Origin of the sequence: Synechococcus sp. CBW1107 (assembly GCF_015841355.1) — a bacterium.
In the GTDB taxonomy this organism is placed as follows: Bacteria; Cyanobacteriota; Cyanobacteriia; order PCC-6307; family Cyanobiaceae; genus Regnicoccus_A.
This window is the reverse complement of sequence record NZ_CP064908.1, coordinates 1,777,690-1,797,215: the sequence shown is the minus strand read 5'-3', so window position 1 is coordinate 1,797,215 and position 19,526 is coordinate 1,777,690. Positions and strand designations below refer to the sequence as shown.

21 protein-coding genes and 1 pseudogene are annotated in these 19,526 nt (G+C 65.7%); 7 read left to right on the top strand and 15 right to left on the bottom strand.

Annotated features, from left to right (window positions below):
• Positions 1–413 precede the first annotated feature (413 nt).
• The 3 genes from I1E95_RS09350 to I1E95_RS09340 all read right to left on the bottom strand — a co-directional run bounded on the left by I1E95_RS09350 (position 414) and on the right by I1E95_RS09340 (position 2,411).
• Positions 414–1,226, bottom strand: a complete 813-nt coding sequence (locus I1E95_RS09350) for a transglutaminase family protein (RefSeq protein ID WP_231594528.1) — start codon at positions 1,224–1,226, stop codon at positions 414–416.
• A 30-nt stretch (positions 1,227–1,256) separates the two neighbouring features.
• Positions 1,257–2,063: an N-formylglutamate amidohydrolase gene (locus I1E95_RS09345; protein WP_197161628.1), complete on the bottom strand. Its 807-nt coding sequence runs from the start codon at positions 2,061–2,063 to the stop codon at positions 1,257–1,259.
• A gap of 141 nt (positions 2,064–2,204) precedes the next feature.
• The gene (locus tag I1E95_RS09340) at positions 2,205–2,411 is read right to left on the bottom strand and encodes a hypothetical protein (RefSeq protein ID WP_197161626.1); all 207 of its coding nucleotides are present in this window, start codon (positions 2,409–2,411) and stop codon (positions 2,205–2,207) included.
• 130 nt (positions 2,412–2,541) lie between these two features.
• Here I1E95_RS09340 and I1E95_RS09335 point away from each other — a divergent pair.
• A pseudogene (locus I1E95_RS09335) lies at positions 2,542–3,189 on the top strand (cation:proton antiporter); the annotation flags it as partial.
• A 12-nt stretch (positions 3,190–3,201) separates the two neighbouring features.
• Here the strand turns inward: I1E95_RS09335 and I1E95_RS09330 are convergent.
• Complete coding sequence (locus tag I1E95_RS09330) at positions 3,202–4,293, bottom strand: DUF389 domain-containing protein (RefSeq protein WP_370594537.1); 1,092 nt, start codon at positions 4,291–4,293, stop codon at positions 3,202–3,204.
• A gap of 137 nt (positions 4,294–4,430) precedes the next feature.
• Between I1E95_RS09330 and I1E95_RS09325 the strand changes: the two genes are divergently transcribed.
• On the top strand, positions 4,431–4,916 hold the full coding sequence (locus I1E95_RS09325) for a thioredoxin family protein (RefSeq protein ID WP_197161620.1): 486 nt from the start codon (positions 4,431–4,433) through the stop codon (positions 4,914–4,916).
• Complete coding sequence (locus tag I1E95_RS09320) at positions 4,913–5,731, top strand: cytochrome c biogenesis protein CcdA (RefSeq protein ID WP_197161617.1); 819 nt, start codon at positions 4,913–4,915, stop codon at positions 5,729–5,731. The genes I1E95_RS09325 and I1E95_RS09320 overlap by 4 nt, the downstream gene beginning before the upstream one ends.
• A gap of 182 nt (positions 5,732–5,913) precedes the next feature.
• Here the strand turns inward: I1E95_RS09320 and I1E95_RS09315 are convergent, their stop codons facing one another.
• The 7 genes from I1E95_RS09315 to I1E95_RS09285 all read right to left on the bottom strand — a co-directional run bounded on the left by I1E95_RS09315 (position 5,914) and on the right by I1E95_RS09285 (position 12,322).
• Positions 5,914–6,162: a hypothetical protein gene (locus I1E95_RS09315; RefSeq protein WP_197161616.1), complete on the bottom strand. Its 249-nt coding sequence runs from the start codon at positions 6,160–6,162 to the stop codon at positions 5,914–5,916.
• Positions 6,159–6,386 (bottom strand): hypothetical protein, encoded by a 228-nt coding sequence (locus I1E95_RS09310; RefSeq protein ID WP_197161613.1) that lies wholly within the window; start codon positions 6,384–6,386, stop codon positions 6,159–6,161. Before I1E95_RS09310 ends, I1E95_RS09315 begins: the two co-directional genes overlap by 4 nt.
• 178 nt (positions 6,387–6,564) lie before the next feature.
• Complete coding sequence (locus I1E95_RS09305) at positions 6,565–8,226, bottom strand: urea transporter (protein WP_197161610.1); 1,662 nt, start codon at positions 8,224–8,226, stop codon at positions 6,565–6,567.
• Positions 8,227–8,546: 320 nt separating this feature from the next.
• Positions 8,547–8,831, bottom strand: coding sequence for an STAS/SEC14 domain-containing protein (locus tag I1E95_RS09300; protein ID WP_197161608.1), 285 nt, complete (start codon positions 8,829–8,831; stop codon positions 8,547–8,549).
• Positions 8,832–9,539: 708 nt separating this feature from the next.
• On the bottom strand, positions 9,540–11,096 hold the full coding sequence (locus I1E95_RS09295; RefSeq protein ID WP_231594527.1) for a cytochrome P450: 1,557 nt from the start codon (positions 11,094–11,096) through the stop codon (positions 9,540–9,542).
• Positions 11,097–11,279: 183 nt separating this feature from the next.
• Positions 11,280–11,447, bottom strand: a complete 168-nt coding sequence (locus I1E95_RS09290; protein WP_231594975.1) for a chlorophyll a/b-binding protein — start codon at positions 11,445–11,447, stop codon at positions 11,280–11,282.
• A gap of 485 nt (positions 11,448–11,932) precedes the next feature.
• Positions 11,933–12,322: a DUF6632 domain-containing protein gene (locus I1E95_RS09285; RefSeq protein ID WP_197161603.1), complete on the bottom strand. Its 390-nt coding sequence runs from the start codon at positions 12,320–12,322 to the stop codon at positions 11,933–11,935.
• A 374-nt stretch (positions 12,323–12,696) separates the two neighbouring features.
• On the opposite strand from I1E95_RS09285, the gene I1E95_RS09280 reads away from it, so the two are divergent.
• Together I1E95_RS09280 and I1E95_RS09275 are read left to right on the top strand one after the other, a co-directional pair.
• The gene (locus tag I1E95_RS09280) at positions 12,697–13,392 is read left to right on the top strand and encodes a GAF domain-containing protein (protein WP_197161600.1); all 696 of its coding nucleotides are present in this window, start codon (positions 12,697–12,699) and stop codon (positions 13,390–13,392) included.
• The gene (locus I1E95_RS09275; RefSeq protein ID WP_197161597.1) at positions 13,389–13,820 is read left to right on the top strand and encodes a lysozyme inhibitor LprI family protein; all 432 of its coding nucleotides are present in this window, start codon (positions 13,389–13,391) and stop codon (positions 13,818–13,820) included. Before I1E95_RS09280 ends, I1E95_RS09275 begins: the two co-directional genes overlap by 4 nt.
• A 9-nt stretch (positions 13,821–13,829) precedes the next feature.
• Here the strand turns inward: I1E95_RS09275 and I1E95_RS09270 are convergent, their stop codons facing one another.
• The 4 genes from I1E95_RS09270 to I1E95_RS09255 form a co-directional block, all read right to left on the bottom strand.
• A complete protein-coding gene (locus tag I1E95_RS09270) occupies positions 13,830–13,985 on the bottom strand; it encodes a hypothetical protein (RefSeq protein WP_197161594.1) in 156 nt (51 codons plus the stop codon).
• A gap of 467 nt (positions 13,986–14,452) precedes the next feature.
• Positions 14,453–15,181, bottom strand: coding sequence for a hypothetical protein (locus tag I1E95_RS09265; protein ID WP_197161592.1), 729 nt, complete (start codon positions 15,179–15,181; stop codon positions 14,453–14,455).
• A 43-nt stretch (positions 15,182–15,224) separates the two neighbouring features.
• Positions 15,225–16,691 (bottom strand): glycosyl hydrolase family 57, encoded by a 1,467-nt coding sequence (locus I1E95_RS09260; protein ID WP_197161590.1) that lies wholly within the window; start codon positions 16,689–16,691, stop codon positions 15,225–15,227.
• 526 nt (positions 16,692–17,217) lie between these two features.
• Complete coding sequence (locus tag I1E95_RS09255; protein ID WP_197161589.1) at positions 17,218–17,772, bottom strand: hypothetical protein; 555 nt, start codon at positions 17,770–17,772, stop codon at positions 17,218–17,220.
• A 170-nt stretch (positions 17,773–17,942) separates the two neighbouring features.
• Here I1E95_RS09255 and I1E95_RS16895 point away from each other — a divergent pair, with 170 nt between their 5' ends.
• Both I1E95_RS16895 and I1E95_RS09250 read left to right on the top strand, forming a co-directional pair.
• Positions 17,943–18,452 carry a transposase gene (locus tag I1E95_RS16895; protein ID WP_231594526.1) on the top strand — a complete coding sequence of 170 codons (510 nt, stop codon included), beginning with the start codon at positions 17,943–17,945 and terminating at the stop codon, positions 18,450–18,452.
• Positions 18,428–19,507: an IS3 family transposase gene (locus tag I1E95_RS09250; RefSeq protein ID WP_231594525.1), complete on the top strand. Its 1,080-nt coding sequence runs from the start codon at positions 18,428–18,430 to the stop codon at positions 19,505–19,507. The genes I1E95_RS16895 and I1E95_RS09250 overlap by 25 nt, the downstream gene beginning before the upstream one ends.
• Positions 19,508–19,526 lie beyond the last annotated feature (19 nt).

Below are 19,526 nucleotides of genomic sequence, written 5' to 3'. Positions count from 1 at the left end.
GGCCTGTTCGATCCTCCAGAGACTCACGCCGATCCAGAGAACCAGCATCGGACTGATCCTGAGCCTGAACATCCAAAGCTGCATTGATCGGAACCTGCACTGATGTGAGCCTGCAGCACTGTGAAACCTTGGCGAATCATCCTGCCGTTGGATCACTCAGAAACCATCCCGTGCCGACTCGAGAGGCCAAGCCACGTGATACCTGGCCGTGGCATACTTCACGCTCCCAGACCATCAGCCTGTGACGAACAACAAAGGCACTGGCGGATCAGTGCTGACTGGCGTCCTGGTCGTCCTGGCTGTCCTTGGCGGCCTGGCGCTGCTGGGCTGGCTCACCATCGTGATGCTCGATCTCAAGCACCTGAACACCTCAGGCTTCACCCTCCCCTGACGGGGTCCCCATGCAGGCCTGATCAGGCGGTCCACACCCGGAAGGAGTCCAGTGTCGAGGGGCCGAAGCTGGTGGTGAGCGCCACATCGGCTGCATCCCGGCCGCGGGCGATCAGGATCCGCCCGATCCGCGGGGTGTTGTTGCGCGGGTCGAAGACGTGCCAGCCATCGTCGAGGTAGGCCTCGAACCAGGCCGAGAAGTCCATGGCCGAGTGGGGCGGTGGCACGCCGATGTCGCTCAGGTAACCGGTGCAGTAGCGGGCCGGGATGTTCATGCAGCGGCAGAAGGCGATCGCGAGATGGGTGAAGTCGCGGCAGACACCCTCCTGGCTCTGGTAGGTGGTCAGGGCTGATTTGGTGGGGCTGGTGCGGCTGTAGTCGAAGCGCACATGGCGGTGCACGGCGTCACAGATCGCCTGCACCCGCCCCCAGCCGGTGGGAGTCTCCGCGAACAGCGACCAGGCCAGATCGGTGAGCAGATCGCTTTCGCAGTAGCGGCTGCTGAGCAGGTAGAGGAGCACTTCGTCCGGCAGGTCGTCCACCGGTCGCTGCTGCAGCTGGGGCAGTACCGGATCGGGCCGGCCCGAATCCGCCACCAGCCCCGTGGCCTGCAACCGCAGCACACCGGCCGGTGCCACCAGCCGCTGGCAGTGGTTGCCGAAGGAATCCACGTAGGAGCGCAGGGGCACCTCGGGGATCGTCTGCAGCGTGTCGGGCTCGAGCAGATCCGCCGCCCGGCTGGCATGCACGCCGAGGGTCACGATCATCGGCGTCGGCTGCGGGCAGCGGAGTGCCAGGTCGAACCCCACGCGGATCTCGACCGCTCCAGACGGCATCGGGGCGGGGTTGTGCTGTGAGTCCATGCATCAGCCTAGGGACGACGGACCGACCTGCAGCGGCGGCAAGGCCTCCGCCAGTGCGGTTTCCAGCACGTCGGCGAGGCGCTCGGCCCACTCCTGCTGCCCCGCCGCCGTGGCCAGCAGGTCCTGGCGGACCTCCAGTTCCACATGGGGAATCCGCCGTTGCTCGCCGTGCACCACCAGTGTGTGGTCGCTGGCATCACTCACCGCATAGGGCTCGTTGTCGCCCACCTGCAGGCCTGGATCCCGCCTGAGTTCCCGCAGCAGCCGTCGGGCCAGGCGCCCGTCACGGCCATGAAGCACACCCACGTGCCAGGGACGCTCCTGGCCGGCATGCACCGGCGTGAAACTGTGCAGAGCCACCAGCACAGTGGGCTGGCCGCGGCGGGAGCGCCCATCGAGCTCAGCGGCGATGCGGCGGTGGTAGGGATCGAAGAGCGCGCTCCGCCGTTGCTCACGCTCGGCAGAGGAGAGCGCGTCATTGGCCGGGATCCGTGTGTGCTCGCTGAGGCTCACGATCGAGTCCGGCGCCCAGGGCGGACGGTTCACGTCGATCACCAGCCGCGAATAGTTGTGCAGGATCAGGAAGGCATCCAGCCGGGCCGCCAGGCGCTCGCCCAGCCCGGCCACCCCCAGATCCCAGGCCACATGGGTATCGAGCACCCCGCGGCCGAGCTGAAGACCGGCCAGGCGGCCGGGAATGGCACGGCCGGCGTGGTCGGCGGTGAGCAGAAGGGCGGAGCGGCCGCCGGAGCCGACGATGCGGAACACGTCCGGATCGCCGGCTCCCAGCAGGGGATCCGGAAGCGGCATGGCAGTCAGATGGGGGGGGCGTGAAGACGAACGGGTGTGAGGCGATCCCAGCGGCAGCGGCGATCCTCAGGGTCTGGCCATCACCACCCGATCGCCTCACGACGGAGAGCACTCGCCGATGCGATGCAGCAGCGGTTCTGCTCAGAACTTTCGCAGTTCCCGGCGCATCTTGAGGGGGTGATGGCCGGCCTGCTGCTGGTGGACGATCACGATCGACGCAGCGGCCAGGATCAGGGTGATGACGGCCACGACACCCCAGGAGATGGCCGGCCGGCCCACGGGAGGACCTCCGGGTCGCCTGGGGGACCCGCGGCGGCGCCGTCCTGATGGCCTGTGGAACCTGTCCATCGTCGATCCTCAGTCTCTGATCCCGACCCCGATCGATGGAGAGGGGTGAAAAGATGCCCAGCATCGCCCCAGCCGGCCTGCCATGGACGTTCCAGCCCTTCTGCTCGCGGCCGGTGGCCACCAGCTCGAAATCGCGGCGGCCGGGGTGTTCGTGATCGTGGCGCTGGTCCTGAGTCGGACCGCCGCCCCCTCCTTCGACTGGCTGCTCGATCGCCTGCAGGCCCCGGGAGAGGTGGTGGTGGCGGCCTTCCTGGTGCTCACGGTGGCCTGCTTCGCCGCCCAGGCCTTCGGCCTGGAGGCGGCCCTGGGGGCCTTCGCCGGCGGCCTGATCCTGAGTTCCTCGCGGCACCGGCATGCGATCGAGGAGGCGGTGAAGCCCCTGGTGGCGCTGTTCGCCACCGTCTTCTTCGTGCTGATCGGCAGCGGCATGGATCTGTCCGTGCTCAATCCCTTCGACGCCGCCAACCACGAAGGGCTGGTGATTGCCGGCTTTCTGCTGGCGGCTGCCGTGGTCAGCAAGGTGGCGGCCGGATGGAGCTACGTCAGCCGGGAGCCCACCAACCGGCTGGCGGTGGGGCTTGGGATGATGCCCCGCGGCGAGGTGGGGTTGATCTTTCTCGGCCTGGGCACCCAGACCGGGGTGCTGGGGTCATCGCTGGAGGCGGCGATCCTGCTGATGGTGATCGGCACCACCTTTCTGGCTCCGGTGCTGCTGCGCCTGGTGCTGGCCGATCCCGGGGCTGCCGCTGAGGTCGCCCCTGGGATCCAGGCTCCCTGACGGCGGCGCCCCCTACTCCTCGGCTGGTTGTCCTGCCGGCAACGGTGGCAGCGCCGGCGGAGGCAGCACCTCCAGCTCGGGGGGATTGGGAGCGGTTTCCGGACCGATCAGGTCCACCGCGGAGCGTTGCACCACCAGCCGGAAGCGCAAGGGGGCCTGGTTCCTGTTGATGAAGTCCTGCACCGCCGCCACCTGTGCTGACGTGGGCAGCGCGGGATCGGTGACCCGCACCTGGGCCCGGATCAGCGGTGGATTCTTCTGCCAGTCGATCGAGATCCCGACCATGTCGATGGCTGGATCAGCGCCCAGGGTGATGGTGCTGCTGCGCAACTGCTGTTCGATCACGGTCTCCAGCTGCTGCGCCTTCGTTTCCAGTCGGTAGCGGTCGACCAGGCGAAAGAAGCTCGTGCCGAGCGGGATCACCAGCAGGGCGGTGAGGGCCACGCTGGTGAGACCGAGGCGGCTGTGGAACAGGCGGCGCCGATACACCCGCTCGAGGGTGGCCAGGGCCGCCATCGCGCCCACCATGATCCCCAGCAGGTTGGTGGTGAAGAGCAGCAGCGCCCCATAGGCCTGGGCCCAGTAGGAGGAGGCCAGCAGGATTCCCACCACGCACATCGGTGGCACCAGGGCCACGGCGATCGCCAGGCCGGCCAGGGCCGAGATCGCGTCCTTCCTGAGCTTGGCGAACATCGCCACCGCTCCGGCCACCAGGGCCACGCCCAGATCCAGCAGGTTGGGGCTGGTGCGGTTCATCACCTCGCTGCCGAAGCTGGGGAAGGCCACCAGATGGCCCACCCCCATCGCCAGCAGCACGCAGATCACCACCCCCAGCAGCAGGGTGCGCAGGGCCCGCAGAAACATCGGCAGCCGCCCCCGCAGGATCTCGAAGGCCATCGCCTGCAGCGGCAGGATCCAGGGGGCGACCACCATGGCGCCGATCACCACACCGGGGCTGTTGGCCAGCAAGCCCAGGCTGGCGATCAGGGTGGCCCCCACCGTGAGCACCACGAACACCAGGTTGAAGCTGGCCTCATGCTCGAACTCCTGGCGCAGGGCCTCGAGGCGGGCATCGTCCGGAGTGCCGAGGGAGACAGTCAACACTGGGCCGGAGACGGTCGGCGGGTGCCCATGATGCCGCCCTGCGCCGACCTTTCCGGCCCGTTGGCGCAGCTCCCCCCATCGATGCAAACCGATTCAGGGCTGGTTCGGTACTTGAGGTGGACCTGTCCGCCGTTGTGATGCCGATTCCCCTGACCGCCCTGCTGCTCGCACTCACCGCCCCTCAGCCCGTCGTCCTGCCTGGATTCACTGAAGCCGGCACCCGGCCAGCGGCCGTGGCTGCCGGCGGATGGGTCGCTCAGACACAGGCTGCCCCCCTGGCCCCTTCCCTGCAGGGCAAACCGGTTGTGGTTGACATCTACGCCAGCTGGTGCGGGGCCTGCCGCACGATCGCCCCCACCCTGCGCTCCCTTGAGCAAGAGCAGGCCGGGAAGGCCACGTTCGTGACATTCGATGTGTCGGATGCCGGCAAGCTGAAGGCCTCGCGTGCCAGGGCCGCGACGCTGGGGCTTGGCGCCTTCCTGGAGGCCAACCGCAGTCAGACCTCGCTGGTGGCCGTGATCAACCCGGCCACCGGCGCCACGGTGCAGACCTTCCGGGCCAGCACCGATGAGCGCGCCTACAGCTCGGCGATCCGGAAGACTCAGGCGCAGCTCAAGCCGTGAACAGTGCTGCTCGCTGGAAGGGCCGTTCCCTGCTGCTGACGCTGGCCGGGCTGGCGCTGCTCGGGGTGCTGGCGCTGCAATGGCTGCCGCGGATCGGCGCGCAGCTCGATCTGGCGATCCTCAGCGTGTCGCAGGCCTACGCCCGGCAGTTCGAGGCCAGGCCCGCTGGCCCCGGAATTCTGCTGCCGCTGGTGGCGTTCGGCGGCGGACTGCTGGCGAGCGTCTCGCCCTGCGTGCTGGCCATGCTGCCGCTGAACCTCAGTTACATCGGCACGCTCGGCACGCTCAGCCGGCGCCAGGCCGCCGTGAGGGTGGGGGGCTTCGTGGCCGGCACCGTCGTTGTGCTCAGCCTGTTCGGGCTGATCGCCTCCTTCGCTTCGGCGATCGTGGTGGACCACCGCGGCCCGGTGCACCTGGCGGTGGGACTGACCATCCTGGTGATGGGCCTGAAGCTGAACGGCTGGGTGCCCCTGCCCCTGCCCCGCCTGCCGGAACTGCCCCCCGCCGGTGGACCGTTCCTGGTGGGGATCGGCTTCGGCCTGATCAGCTCCCCGTGCGCCAGTCCGGTGCTCTTCTCGGTGCTCGCAGCCGCTGCCGGCACGGGCTCCACGGAGCTGTCGGTGGTCACGATGATGAGCTACGCCCTGGGCTACACCGTGGTGATTGCCGCGTCCAGCCTCTGGGTGGGCCTGCTGAGTGCATCCAGGCGGCTGCTCAGCCATAGCGGAATGATCACCCGACTGAGCACCCTGGTGCTGTTGGCGGCAGGGATTTACTACACCGGCCAGGGTCTGATCTGGACCTGGCAGAACTGAGCCGGATTCTGGATTGGGCTGAGCTTGCTCCTGATGACCCGCCCAAACAAGCCTGGGCGGCGGCGATCGCGGCCTCTCGTCAAGGCTGAACAGACAACAGACGGCTCGCGCTGAACGTTGAGCCGTGGGAGCCAGCGGGAGAGCAGAAGTGATGGCTCAGATGGCTCACATCCCAGCCCAGATCACAGTGATTCAGCGATCGCCCCGTTGAGGGTGCCGCCATTGGTGGAGTCGAAGAAGGGGTTCTTTCCGTTGAACCACACATCACCTGAGGGAATCACATCGGCGTTGTGGAAGTGCATGATGGCATCGCCGTCAATGTGTGCGGCAGGCAGGTGCAGGAGGTCGATGGTCTCATCGTCGACATGCAGCTGCAGGCCGGTCTCGAAGGTCAGCACCGGCAGGGCATCGCCGGGAGCAGGCGGGGTCACCTCTGAAACGCCGGGATTCTCGAGCCCTCAGCCAGGCGCTTGCGCACACGTGTGTGGGGCACGATCCCGGCGCCACGGCGGGCAAACCTTGCATCCACCAGCAGGGTTCCCTGTGAACCGGTGAGGGCCCCGATGTTTCCCCCTTCGCCCGTGATCATCGCCACGGAACCCTGCACAGAAACAGCCCGAACGGGCTCGGCCTCAGCGCCAGAAGCGGCGACCATTGGATGACTGATCAGGCCGATCAGCAGGGCCAGCGCAACAACAACCCAGGAAAGAACACCCTGAAAACGATGCAATGAAGACTCAGCAACTGTTGATTCAACGGTCCCATGATCAAGGATCCTGGTGCATCGTCCCATCGTGCATTGTCTCGTCCGATCATTTCCTCTGCCCGACCCCTCAGGTCAGCAGCAGCAGATCGAGAAAGCGTCCCCAGCTCAGGCCAGGGCCGGCGGCGCCACCGGCGAACACCGCCTGGTGTTCCTGCTCCCGGAGGCGGGGCTGCCCGACGCTCACCAGCAGCCGGTCGAGCTCGGCTGGGTCGAGCTCGGCATTGCCGTCGGCATCGGCCGGTTGCAGGTAGGTGAGCAGCTCTGAGCGCCCAGCCTTCAAACGACGAAGACGCAGCATCAGTTCACCGAATTCCTCGGGATCCACCCGGCCATCGCCATCGAGATCCATCCGCTTCAGGATCGACTGAAACAGCAGAAATCGTTGACGGCTGGTGACGTCGGCGCGGTTCACGCTCTGGCGCTGCATGAGCCCCGTGGCAAGCTCCGCCACGCTGAGGCTGCCGCTGCCATCACGGTCGAGTTCCTCGAACAGGTTCTGGAGTTCCTGACGCTGGGCGGCATCGGCCTGTGCCATGAGCATCGGTTGCCTCTCACCGGAGATCGCCCGCTGCAGCTGGCGGCGAAACTGCTTCAGCAGCGATCGGGCGGTGATGAAGCGTTGGCGATGTTCCTCGGGCGTGAGCACCGAGTGCAGGGCCACCGGCAGCAGAGTGGGACGTGCCCGGCGTACCGCCACCATCGTGGCCATGGTGGCCACCACGAACGGAAAGGTGAGCAGGGGCAGCCGGGCTGCGGCAAGGGTCTGGGCCAGAGGCGGTGTCACCAGGCTTGATCCAGCTGCCGCGAGCAAGGCGATCAGCAGGCTCTCACGGGTCGTGGCGTAGAACGTGCCGCCGATCGCGATGGCGGTGAGCACGCCGTTGTAGCTGCCGAGCCCCAGGGCGACGCTACCGGCATCCATGCCCATGGCCAGGGCCGTGAGGCTGGAGACCAGCCCCCCGGCCACACCCAGCAGGGCGGCCAGAGGGCTGCCGGCGGCGACGGCCACCAGAACGAACAGGCCACTGGGCAGTGATGGGCAGAGAAACACCTGTCCGAAACCCCGCACCACCCCCTGCAGCAGGTCCAAGCCGGCAGGGGCCTGGCCTATGGCAGAGCCCGACGCCATCAGGGTCAGGGCCGGATGATTGAGGGCCATCACCAGGGCCAGGACCACCCAGGTGATCAGGCAGAACGGCAGGGTGAGGGGCGGCACGCCGAGATGCCTGATCAGCCAGCCTCCCAGGTTCACGAGCAGCAGCGTGGTGAGGGCTGCCCCAACGGCCACCAACGGCATCCAGGCCAGCAGGCTGAGATGGCCATCCAGGGTGGCGAAGGCGGCTGCGGCACTGCCCACGAGCGCTCCATTGAACCCATAGATGCCGTTGTGGCGTGCACTGCGATCGCCACCGATCACGAGGGATGTGATGTTTGCCGTGGCGATTCCCAGCGCCGCGAAGATCCCCATCGCCGGCGATTGCCAGAGCAGGGCCAGCAGCAGCAACAGGCCACTGATCGGGTTGTTGATGAAGATCACCTGCCCCAGACTGCGCAGGGCACTGGTTAACGAGACAACCGCAGGTTGTCCACCCAGACGATGTCCGAACTGCGGCAGGGTTCCCGCCGTAGGCAGCCAGGGCCTCCGGGGGTGGGGGCTGGGTGGATCCACAAAGTGGGCCAGCAGATCGAAAGCGTGGGTCGGGTTGTGAGGTCCTGCGGAATGGGACATGGGGGAGAGACCAGGATGAGTCTGCAGCAAGTTCTCGAAGACTTCGAGCCAGGACTGATCGACCCTCAGCAACACTTCCACAACAGGATTCAGGCCCTCGCGATGAGGGCCAGTCGCGATGAGAGATGATCGCAAAGATGTCCCGACAATCCACCCGCTGGGCGCACGCGGATTGCCTGGATCATTGTCTGAACATAGGCCTCAGACCACGGCGTGCCACTCTCTATGCAGATCTTGCGTCCAGGATCTCCGCTCCGGTATCACCTCAGCGTCAGGCTGCTGTGGCTTGAGGGAGCTGGCTGCTTGATCCGCGCTCCAGTTCACTGGCGGATCCAGGTTTCTGCCAGGGCCTGCCAGGCCTTGTCCCCCACCACCGCCACGCGACGAACAGCCCGGTGATGGTCCCTGACGAGCGCGAGGTGGCGCCACAGGGCGCCGAGGTCGGGTTCGATCCGGTCATAGACACTGGCCTCGACCGTGCCGATGAGCTGGATCCGGATCAGATCACCGTGCCGCTCCAGGTGCATGGTGCCCAGCGACCCGGCCAACCAACCCCGAGCATCCTCCAGCTCTGCATGGGCGAACACACGCACCGGGCAGGGCATCTCCAGACCTGGGGGCAGCCCACAAAGGCGGGTCCCGGCACGGCGAGACGCTTGAGCCGGTCGTGCTGCTCGAGAGCACGATCCAGCGCCGGTGTGAGCACCCGATCGTCATCGTCAGCGGTGATCTGCTCCCGGAAGGAAAAGCCGAGGGTGCCTTCCGGCAGACCGCTCACGCATTCGATCATGGGAATGTCCTGAGGGAGGGTTCACCCGAACCGCAGCCATCAGGTCGATGAGGGCCCAACCCTGGACTGCTGTCACCCAGATGGCACTGAGGCCAGGGATCTGCCGAGCACGACGACGACTGCTTCTCGGCAGATATGCCCCCACCATGTGGATAATCCTGACGATCATGTTAAGTCCAGAGCAACGGATGTCTCCCATGTCCGCCCAACATGTGCTCAGCCGATGCTTGCCTTCGGATTTGAAGATCACCACGTGAGCGCCTGACGTCACATCGTTCTGACGCCCAGAAACGTGTTCAGATCGAGGCCTGGTCCGTGCAGATCGAGGGACTCCGCTCTGGTGGAGGACCACGACACCGTTCTGGTCAGATTGCTGGACAGGCTGTGCGCCCAGCCTCAGGTGCTCGGCAATGCCGGTCACGGGATCGATGCGATGGCCGATCCCGACGCTCTTGCGGAACAGTTGCTCGACGCAGCCGTGACCGCGGACTCGCCAAGGACGTGCCAGACCCCTGCTGCTCGATCATGAAAGGCCCGCGCCGGCCTGCATCACCCGTGGCCGGATCCGCACGGGCATGCCGTCGGCGGGATAGATCAGCAGGTTCTGCTCCTGGTTCTCCAGGGAGGCCGGGCCGTTGACCAGCTCCCAGTCGTAATGGCGCAGCAGCTGGGCCAGCATCACCGTGGCCTCCAGCATCGCCAGGTGTTCGCCGATGCAGCGGTGGGTCCCTGAGCCGAAGTCGATCATCGGGGGCAAGGGCGCTCCCGCACCGGCCTGGAGCCAGCGTTCCGGCAGGAACTCCAGCGGCCTGGGGTAGGCCTGGGGATCCCGCCCAGCCCCCAGCATCGACCAGATCAGGAAGGTACCCACCGGTAGCTGGCCGATCCCTGCCAAGTCCGTCTGCTTCACCACCTGCAGGGAGGTGGAGCCCGAGGCCACCGAAAACAGGCGGAGTGTTTCCTTGATCACCCCTCGCACCAGATCCAGGGCGCCGATGCACGCCGGCGTCAGGCCGCCATGCCGCTCCCAGGCCTGATCCACCTCCTGCCTGACCCGGGCCAGGACATCGGGATGCAGGGCCAGGGAGCCTGCGGCGAAGGAGAGGGTGTGGGCGGTGGTATCGGTACCGGCGATCAGAAATTCAATGGCCTCGGCAATCAGGGAGTCCTGGTCGTAGCGGGGCTCCTTGGCCGCCATCCGCACCAGCAGCGACTGGCGGAACAGCGGAGCGACGCGCGCCTCATCGCCGGCCTCCCCGTCCCTGAGGCGCAGTGCCAGGGCCACCCGGGTGGCGAGCAGATCGTCCAGCTGCCGGCGGGCTGCCCAGTACTGGCGCGAGGCTCGGATCGGGAGAAACTTCAGCCAACGGCTCTCGCCGGTGGCGAGGCGGAGAAAGCGGTACCCCAGCACGGCCATGGCGTCATAGGTGCGGGCCACATCCAGGGGTGGGCCCTCGGGAGTTGCGGCACCTTCCTCCACGGGAATGCCCAGCATCAGGGCGGCGATGACCCGCATGGCCAGCTCCACGAACAGGGGATCCAGCGCGATGGCCTGCCCGGCCGGTGCCTGCTCGAGCCGCTCCAGAACCTGTGCGCTGGCCTGCTGGAGCAGGGGCAGATGGGCGGCAACGCTGGTGGTGGTGAATTCCGGATTCCAGGCCCTGCGCCGCCACTGCCATGCCGGGCCCTCCTCGCCGATCAGGATCGGGCCGCGCATGTCATTCCAGGCCTGCCGGGTACCGGGGGAGCGGATCAGGCTGCCGGAGCGCATTCCCTGCACGATCGTGTTCTCGATCAGGTCAGGCCGGCTGAGCACCACCACGGGCTTGCCGGCCCAGTACACGAACACCGGCCCATAGGCCTGGCTCCAGGCATGCAGGAGCTGAAAGAAGCGCTTGTGGCGCACGGCGGAGAGCACCGCCGGGATGTTCCCGAGCAGGGGAACACCCGGCGGCGCAGGCAGCTGTCGCAGGGGCGCAAAGTGTCGCCGCCAGCGCCAGACCGCCCAGACCAGGAGGCCCGCCACGGCCACGAGCAACGCGGGCATCAGCCCTGGGGCCTGGATCAGCACGGCAGCCATGCGCATGTCCTGGGGTGACGGCCATCCCACCGGGTGGTGTGGGGGGCATTGGGATCGCGGAAGGAGCCGAAAGGGAAGGCCCAGCCGGCCGAACAGCTCATCGACGATGATCGCCGCGCTCGTGCAGGCTCTCCCGGTTCAGGCCCTGGTCAGGAGGTTTTCACAAAGCGACACCTGCAGGGGTCAACGCAGCAGGGCACCAAGGCCGATCTGCTGCAGGATTCCCTGGCCAGAAACGGCCTCGATCAAGACACCGATCACGAAGCCGAGCATGGCGAGGCGACCGTTGAGGAGCTCGGCACGGCGGTGGAATCCCCAGCCACTGGCGCTCTCCGGACTGGCCCTGTACATCCTCGGTTCGATGACCTTGGGATCGAGCAGTTTCTCACCCTCTGAATCCCACATTCCTCCCTCGGATTCCGCGTAATTCCTGATCTTGGCTGGGGATGTTGAATTGGTCATGACAGTGATCTCCAAAAATAAACTTTTGCCTGATCAATTCAGGCCTGAACAAGGAGAAGACAAACGAAGAAATGAGATCTGGAGCAAGTTTCCATGGCCTCTATTCCCATGGCGATCTCCTGTGAATCCGACGGCTTGTTCCGACAGCCAATGACTGTTGCCGACCATGATGAATTGTGTCTGCTCTGGCATCTTCTCCTTGCTCTCACCTTAGTCGGAATTGTCCGCGGCGACTGAAACCTATCCACCAGAAATCAGTCCGCTACGGATGACCGCCTGCTGCCATCTGCTCCAGCGCCCGTTTCCTGTCTCCTGGGGTACGGAGACCCGTAGCGGGTTCACACTCGGGCGCGATGCTGGCCAGGCCGATCCGGCTACACCACTGAGGGGGGCGCTGCCGGACGGTTGAGCACCAGGAGCAGGACTCCCACCACGATCAGGGCCGGGATGTCTCCGAAGAGGTTGGCCTGCTCCATCGGATCGCGCAGGGCCTGCACCAGCATCACCAGACCATGCACCAGGCTCGACCAGCCGGCGAAGCCGATCAGGCTGCGGTGCTCGGCGGGCGCCCGTGCGGCGAGCAGCAGGAACACACCCAGCACCGCGAAGGTGGCGAGGATCATCTGTTCGTACTCGGCCTGGCGCGGCATCCACATGAAGCCGTCGGGCCAGATCACCGTCAGCGGGTAGAGCCCGAAGGTGTACACGAGGCCCACGGCGATCAGAGCGAACCGCAGGGCTCTGTCCTGGCTCAACTTGTTCATGGGTTCCTGCCTCCTGGAGCAGCCGTCCGCCGGGTGACCCACCCTCTGTACTCACAACAACGCCAGGTGTCAGCGACCCGGGGTGCCGGCCGGTTCGATGGCCTGCTGGCGCAGGGCGGCAGGCCTTCTGCTCCTCCTCGTGGTGCCGGGCCCAGGCCCCGCATTCAGGACTGGCCTGACCACCCGCCGGGGGGGGGGCCTTGAGGGACGCCTTCAGTGGTGCCTCCAGAGGAGTCGTCAGCCCTGGGTTCGGTCATCGCCGCCGCAGGGCATGAGGAGATGTGAACCCCTGCGAGGCCATCGAGAGGCCCTCCCTACGTTTGTGGTGGCTCCTTTGGCCCTCGGTTCAGATCTTTCGCCTCGGCCTGCCCACCATGCGCCCGACTGCGGCTTCCCGTGAAGAGGCACGCCTGGAGGCGCTGAAGGACTACTGCATCCTCGATACGGCCCCCGAGCAGTCGTACGACGACATCACCTTGCTGGCGACGCATCTCTGCGAGGTGCCGATCGCGCTGATCAGCCTGGTGGATGCCGAGCGTCAGTGGTTCAAGTCCAGGGTCGGCGTGGATGTGAGCGAAACGAGCCGGGATGTGTCGTTCTGCGCCCACGCGATTCTCGGCAAGGACACGCTCGTGGTGCGGGATGCCCGCGAAGACGAGCGCTTCCGTGACAACCCGCTGGTCTGCCAGTCGCCCCACATCGTGTTCTATGCGGGGGTCCCGCTCACCACACCGGAAGGCGCGAGGATCGGCACCCTCTGCGTGATCGATCACCGGCCCCGGGACCTCAGCGACCTGCAACTCCGCTCACTGAAGGCGCTGGCCCGGCAGGTGGTGCTGCAGCTGGAACTGAAACGGGTGTCCGATCAGCTCGCCGGCGCCCTCGAGCGCATCGATGTGATGGAGGAGCTGATCCCGATCTGCTCCTACTGCAAGGGCATTCGCAACGACCAGGGCTACTGGGGGAGCGTGGAGGCCTTCATCAAGAGCCACGACAACGTGGAGTTCTCCCACGGCGTGTGTGAGGCCTGCATGGCCAAGCACTTCCCGGAAGTGCCGCCGCTGCCGTGATCCTTGCGGCAGAAATCCGGCCCCTGCTGCTGGCTCTGCTGGCGGCCCCGCTGCTGCCGCTGCAGGGGGTGGCCCGTGCGGCGGAGACTCCATGCAGCGATGCCCAGACCACGGTGGAGTCGACCCGCTGCTTGATCCAGGCACTCGAGGCCGTGGACCGGAGGCTCGAGGCGGCCCTCATGGGCGTCGCCATGCAGGCCGCCGGCGTACCCAGCGACACCTTCCTGAGCCTCTGGCGCGACAACCTCACGAACTTCCATCGCACAAGTGCGGACCCGAAGGAGCAGGCCGAGGCCTTCCGCAGCGAACGCCGCAAGGTATGCGCCTACGCCAAGTCGATGGCTTTCCAGGGCACCGGCTACGGCATCTTCACCACCGCGTGTGAGATCGAGCTCACGGAGACGCTGCTGAAGCAGTTCGAGCCCTGAGCAGCAGGGTCAGGTGCGATCGTCGAGGTTGGTGGTGCGTGATTCGAGGTTGAGGAACACCCGCTCGTCGGCCCACTCGAACAACGGTCCGGCATGCCCGGTGCCCGGATGCAGCACCACCAGGAACCAGGCCGGGCCGTCGATGGCACCCAGCGCCTGGCCCACCAGCCGATGACGGGCGAGCTCTGAAAGCGCGTGGCCGCACGGCGCTCCTGCTTCCCATCGTCAGCGTCGAACGGGGTGGCTGCGGAGATGGCGGCTGATCCCCCTGTCGGCCGGAGGGGGCGACCCCTGCATCCAGCCGAGCGTGCGTGGATCGGAGGAGGACAGCGTCCCAGGGGCGTCCATCCGGGGCCGTGCCGGCCTGGTCCGCACCCGTCTCCGCCGTTGTGGCATGGGCCGGCGGCAGGAGTCGCCGGGGACTCAAGGGTCTGCCGTGGTGGCGCCTCCTGTGTCATCCCAGATGTCTGCGGTGATCACCCGGTCGGCCATGCCACCGCTTCGTGCAGGCATGCTCCTGCTCACTCCTGCTCACAGTCGTGGCTCCCGTCAGTGCTGGGAGCCTGGGGGTGGAGCTGGGGGAACCCGTGCGTTACCGCTGCAGCGGCGGCAGCTGAGGCGGGCCGGATCGATCAGCCGCCCACCACAAAGGCATCCACGATCACGTAGGTCTCCGGGCCGAAGCGGATCACGCTCTGATCGTCGCGGCGGGACACCTTGAAGGACCAGCCGGCCGACCCGTCCGCCTGGGCGCTGTCCGCGCCGTAGGGGGTGGTGCCCCGGAAGAACAGGGTCCGCTTGCGGCCGTCGGGCTTGGTGATCTCCACCAAGGTGGTGCCGTCCTCACCCCACTGGCGCTTCACCCCGGCGGGGCAGGCACCGTTGGGTTCGCCGCCGTCGAAGCCGCAGGCCACCGAGGCGGTGGCGTTGTAGTCGGTGCCCGGCACCAGGGCGTCGCCGACGTTGGCATCGGCGCTGGGGGAGAAAGCCGAGCGGGGGATCGACACCAGGGTGATGCCGTCGACCGTGGCGACCACCTTGCCGCCCAGGGCCGCGGCGGCCTCGGCCGCGGGACAGCCGATCAGCACGGCGCTGTCATCGAGGTAGGAGGAGGTCGCCGCGCTTTCACCGAGGCGCCGGCAGGCATCCCCCGCCGCGGGGTAGCCGTCACCGAACGGAGCCAGGCTGGCGGGGATGGTCGTGGGCGTCGGCGCGGCGGCCGAGGAAGGCCCTTCGCCACCCGATCCGCAGGCCGCCAGCCCGATGGCGACAACCGCCGCGACGGAGGCCCGGGAACAGATGGAGGCCCGGGAACACCTCAGGGGAGCTCTGGAGATCCGTCCCCGTCCTGATCGCTGCATCGCTTCCCTGCGGCATCGTCACCCTGACTGTATGGGCGGCCGATCAGCTCAGGCTGAGGGCAGCGACGCCACGCCGGTGGATCTCGCGGGCGTACTCGGTCCAGAGGCCCTGGCCCCAGTAGCGGAAGCAGCTGGTTTCCAGCAGCAGCAGATGCAGCAGGGCCTGCTGGTAGGCGGGGGTCTGGGTGATGGCGGGGTCCCGGGCCACCAGGGGGTCGAACAGCTGGTGGAAGCGGGCGCTGAGCTGGTTCATCGGCTCCAGCACATTGGCGTAGCCCTCCACCCAGCTGAGGTCGTTGGTCCAGGAGGCGCCGGCCATCGAGAAGGAGGGATCGCTGGCCTGGAGGTCGGCGATGGCCGCGGTGGTGGCCTCAGGGTTGGATCCCTCGCTGGGTGCGCCGCCCAGCCGCTGCCAGAGCCTGTGCTGACCGGCCGCCTGAAGGCTCGGGAGATCCTCCGGGCGCACACCGGCGGCGTCGAGCCACTCGAGATATTCGCTGCCGTTGATCGCCACCGTGGAGGGATCATCTCCCTGGGCGGCGATGGCGTGATGGGCCTGGAGGAAGGCCGGCGGAAACTCGTTCATCATCACGCCACCGTTTTCTCCATCGGCGATCTGGGCGACGAGCGCCGGAACGGTTGTGGCGCCGAGCACCTGCCGACCGAGCCCCAGGGCTTCGTGATAGGGCTGCATCTGACCCACCAGCTTGGTGTCGGAGCCCTGGGTCTTGATGAGAACCGTGATGGACACCTCCTCCCCGCTGGAGCTGCGCGCCACGAGCCGGTTGGGGATGACCTTCTGCTCCTGGCGCAGGCAGGAGCCATCGAGGTTCTCCACGCTGTGTTCCTGCACCAGCATCCAGCGGTAGCCGCACTCCCTGAGGGCCTTCACGAACTCATGCAGCGTGTCGGGATGATTGGGCAGGTGCATCTCCGGGGGTGAGAATCCCTTCACCCGTTGCAGGGCCTCACGGCCGAAGAGGGCCGCGAACTGGTGCTGCCAGGCCAGGATCTGCAGCTTCAGGTCGGGGATGGGGGTGGAGGGAGCCACGGCATGGCTCCAGAAGGTGCCGAGCCACTCCACATGCGGCTGCATGCCTGGATCGCAGGCCAGAAACTTCAGCGCATCGAGGATGTCGTGGCGGCCCATCTGCTCAACGCCCCAGAGCAGATTGCCGGAATAATCCAGCATGATCCGAGGGTTGCAGCCGTCGTGAATCAGCTGGGGAATGATCTCGGCCAGGCGCTTGTAGCACTGGGCGAAGGGTTCGGCGTTATGGTTATCGCCCTCGCCCGGGTGCTCCAGCATGTACTGCAGATGGGAGATCAGTTCTCCATTCGCACCGGCTGGAATCGTGGGCTGGTGCATGTGCAACGCGCAGGCAAAGCCTGAGCGGATCTGTTCCTGCTTCAGATGGGGTTGCGGGAGAAACGCTGGGCCGGCGCGCTGAACCAGGGCGAGGATCTCCTCTTCGAAGCCAGCGATCGGCGGCAGGATGGGGTCGATCATGGCTGTGATGCTGATATGGGCAGATCGAACGGGTGAAGCGCGGTATCCAGACGCATGACTGGCGGATGCAACGTCAGGCGCCAAAGATCATGCGAGACAAGCTTATTGAGAGGCTAACGGACCTGCCTTTGCAACGAGCCTGAGAGTCCTGCTCCGCTCTTGGCTCGAGCTTGGCGGGCCGCGCGCAAGAGAGCCGAACACACGCCATCTGCGGCAGCCATGGGCTGCGGCGAGGGCCTTCAGCTCGGGCTCGAGAGCTGCTGTCAAGCGTCAGCACAGGGCCTCGAGGCAATGCTGAAACTGCTGGTGACGGATTGACGAGGACTGGTCCATCTCACGCTGTGGATCCCCTCGGTGGCCTCGCTGCCCGCCGACGCTCCTGGCGCCATCAGCCTCCTTTCCGGCCGCTGATCAGGACGCCGGGCCAGCGCCTGTGCAGCCTCTGACCAGCCTCAACCGGCCCTGAACCATAACAATGGGGGGCCAGCGGACAGCCCAGCCTGCCGATGAGATGGGAAGCAGATTCCTAGCGAAGATAAGTATCATCATTTCTGTAAAAAAACTGCTTGAGACTCCCTTCCGCCAGTTTTCGCTTGGAACGAAAGGTGCTGGCCTTCAATGCTTCAGCGGATAGCGGAAACGCCGGTGGCGCGGTGATCGATTGACCGGCACCATCTGGATTGACCAGGAGATCGGCATCGAGAAGGACACACTGCGCGTAGGGAGATGCCGGGACCCATTCACCATCATGCTGCACACGCGCCAATTGGAGCGATGAGGCGGAGCGGAGGTTGAACTGATCAACATCTCGGTAGAACTCAGCCAGAGGAGCTGCGTTCTCATCGCCGACCCTCCAGGCACGCACTGAGCCCAGATAGGCATCGATATAGACGAAAAAGATAATGAATGACAAAACCGCGCAAACGACGAAGCGATAGCGGGCCGCTGGCATCCAGACGCGCAGCTGGTCGAAAAAAGCCTGATAGATGCAGGCAGCCACCATGGCCATGAATGGCACAAGAAACATCACCGTATAGTCATGAAAAACAATCAAGTTCCTGAAAAGCACAAGCCACGCCATGCTTGCCAGCAAACACGACCACAGGATGGTCTTGGCGATCCTGGCTTCCCTGTTCGCATGGAATGGATGATCGCTTGAGAGATCAGTGCGCAGGCGAAAACTGGCCCCCCACTGTCAGGAAAGAAGTCCGCTCGGTCTGACCCATCCACCAGGGGGCCAAACCGACGACCATGAAACCGATCTATGACCAGGCCGTGCGGGCTGAAATCCGCAAGCGGATGAGTCCGCCCAATCGGGAGACCGTGGCGGAGATTGCCCGCTCCACCGGCATCACGACACAGACCCTCTACAACTGGCGGGGCCAGTGGCAGAAGCAGGGCCAGCTGGTGCCTGCGACCAGCAGACCGCCGGAGCAGTGGGCGGCTGCCGACAAGCTGGCTGCCGTGATCCAGTCCGCCGCTCTCAGCGGCCCTGAGCTGGGGGCCTTCTGCCGAGAGCGGGGCCTCTACCCCAAACAGCTTGCCCGCTGGCGTCAGGCCGCTGAGGATGCCAATGGCCCCAGCGCTCCGAGCATGGCTGATCAGCGGGAACTGCAGCGGAGGAATCAAGAACTGATTCGTCAGAATCGAAAGCTGGAGCGTGAACTGCAGAAGAAAGAAAAAGCTCTCGCGGAAGCTGCAGCACTGCTGATGCTCTCAAAAAAGCTCGATCAGCTGTGGCCACTGGACGAGGAGCACTGATCTCAGAGGAGAATAGGAGACAGCTGATGGAGTTGTTCCGTGAAGGGCTCAGCAAAGGGGCTCGTGTCAAGGCGATTGCCGATCTGATCGGCATCTGCTCTCGCACACTGCGGCGTTGGGGCATGGCCTACGAGGCTTATGGATTCAGCCAGGACCACCGCAAGGGTTCTCCTCGGGTAGTGGCGCATCGTTTCAGTGAGGAAGAGCGACAGCAAGTGCTTGAAACCGTCAATGACTCGCGGTTTGCAGATCTCACTCCAGCTCAGATCGTGGCCATCCTTGCCGAGGAGAGAATCTATGTGGGTTCAGAGTCCACGATCTATCGCATCATGCGCCAGGAGGGTCTGTTGAACCACCGCGGCAGAACTCGCTTGCCGCGAGAGCCCAGGGAGGTCCCGGTACTGGAGGCAACAGGCATCCATCAAGTGCTGGCCTGGGATATCACCCTGTTGCCTGGTCCTTTCAAGGGGCAGTTCTATTACCTCTATATGGTGATAGATGTGTGGAGCCGGCGCATCCTTGGAATGGAAGTGCACGAGCGAGAATGCAGCGTGCTTGCCAGTGCATTCTTTGATCGCATCTGCCGTGACGAAGGAATTAGCAAGGGCACTGCTGCGGTCTTGCATTCCGACAATGGCGCTCCGATGCGCTCATTCACACTGGCGGCCAAGATGGCGGAGTTGGGCGTGTCACTATCGTTCTCAAGGCCACGCGTGAGCAACGACAATGCCTATGCCGAGTCGTGGTTTCGCACGATGAAATACCACCAGAGTTATCCGCTAAGGCGATTCCGGGATCTGCTTTCGGTAAAAGCCTGGGTGGATGGCTTTGTTGTCTGGTACAACGCTGAGCACCGTCATAGCGGCATCAAGTATGTGACGCCGAATCAGCGGCACTACGGCCAGGCCGATGGGATCTGTGCCATCCGACAGCAGACCTACGAAGAGGCTCGGGAGAAGCATCCGCAGCGCTGGAGTCGTCACATCCGTGACTGGAGCCAGCCACAGGTTGTGAGCATCAACCATCCCCGCCCGCAGCAACCTGTCGCTGCCTGACCCTCAACAATCCAGGCCC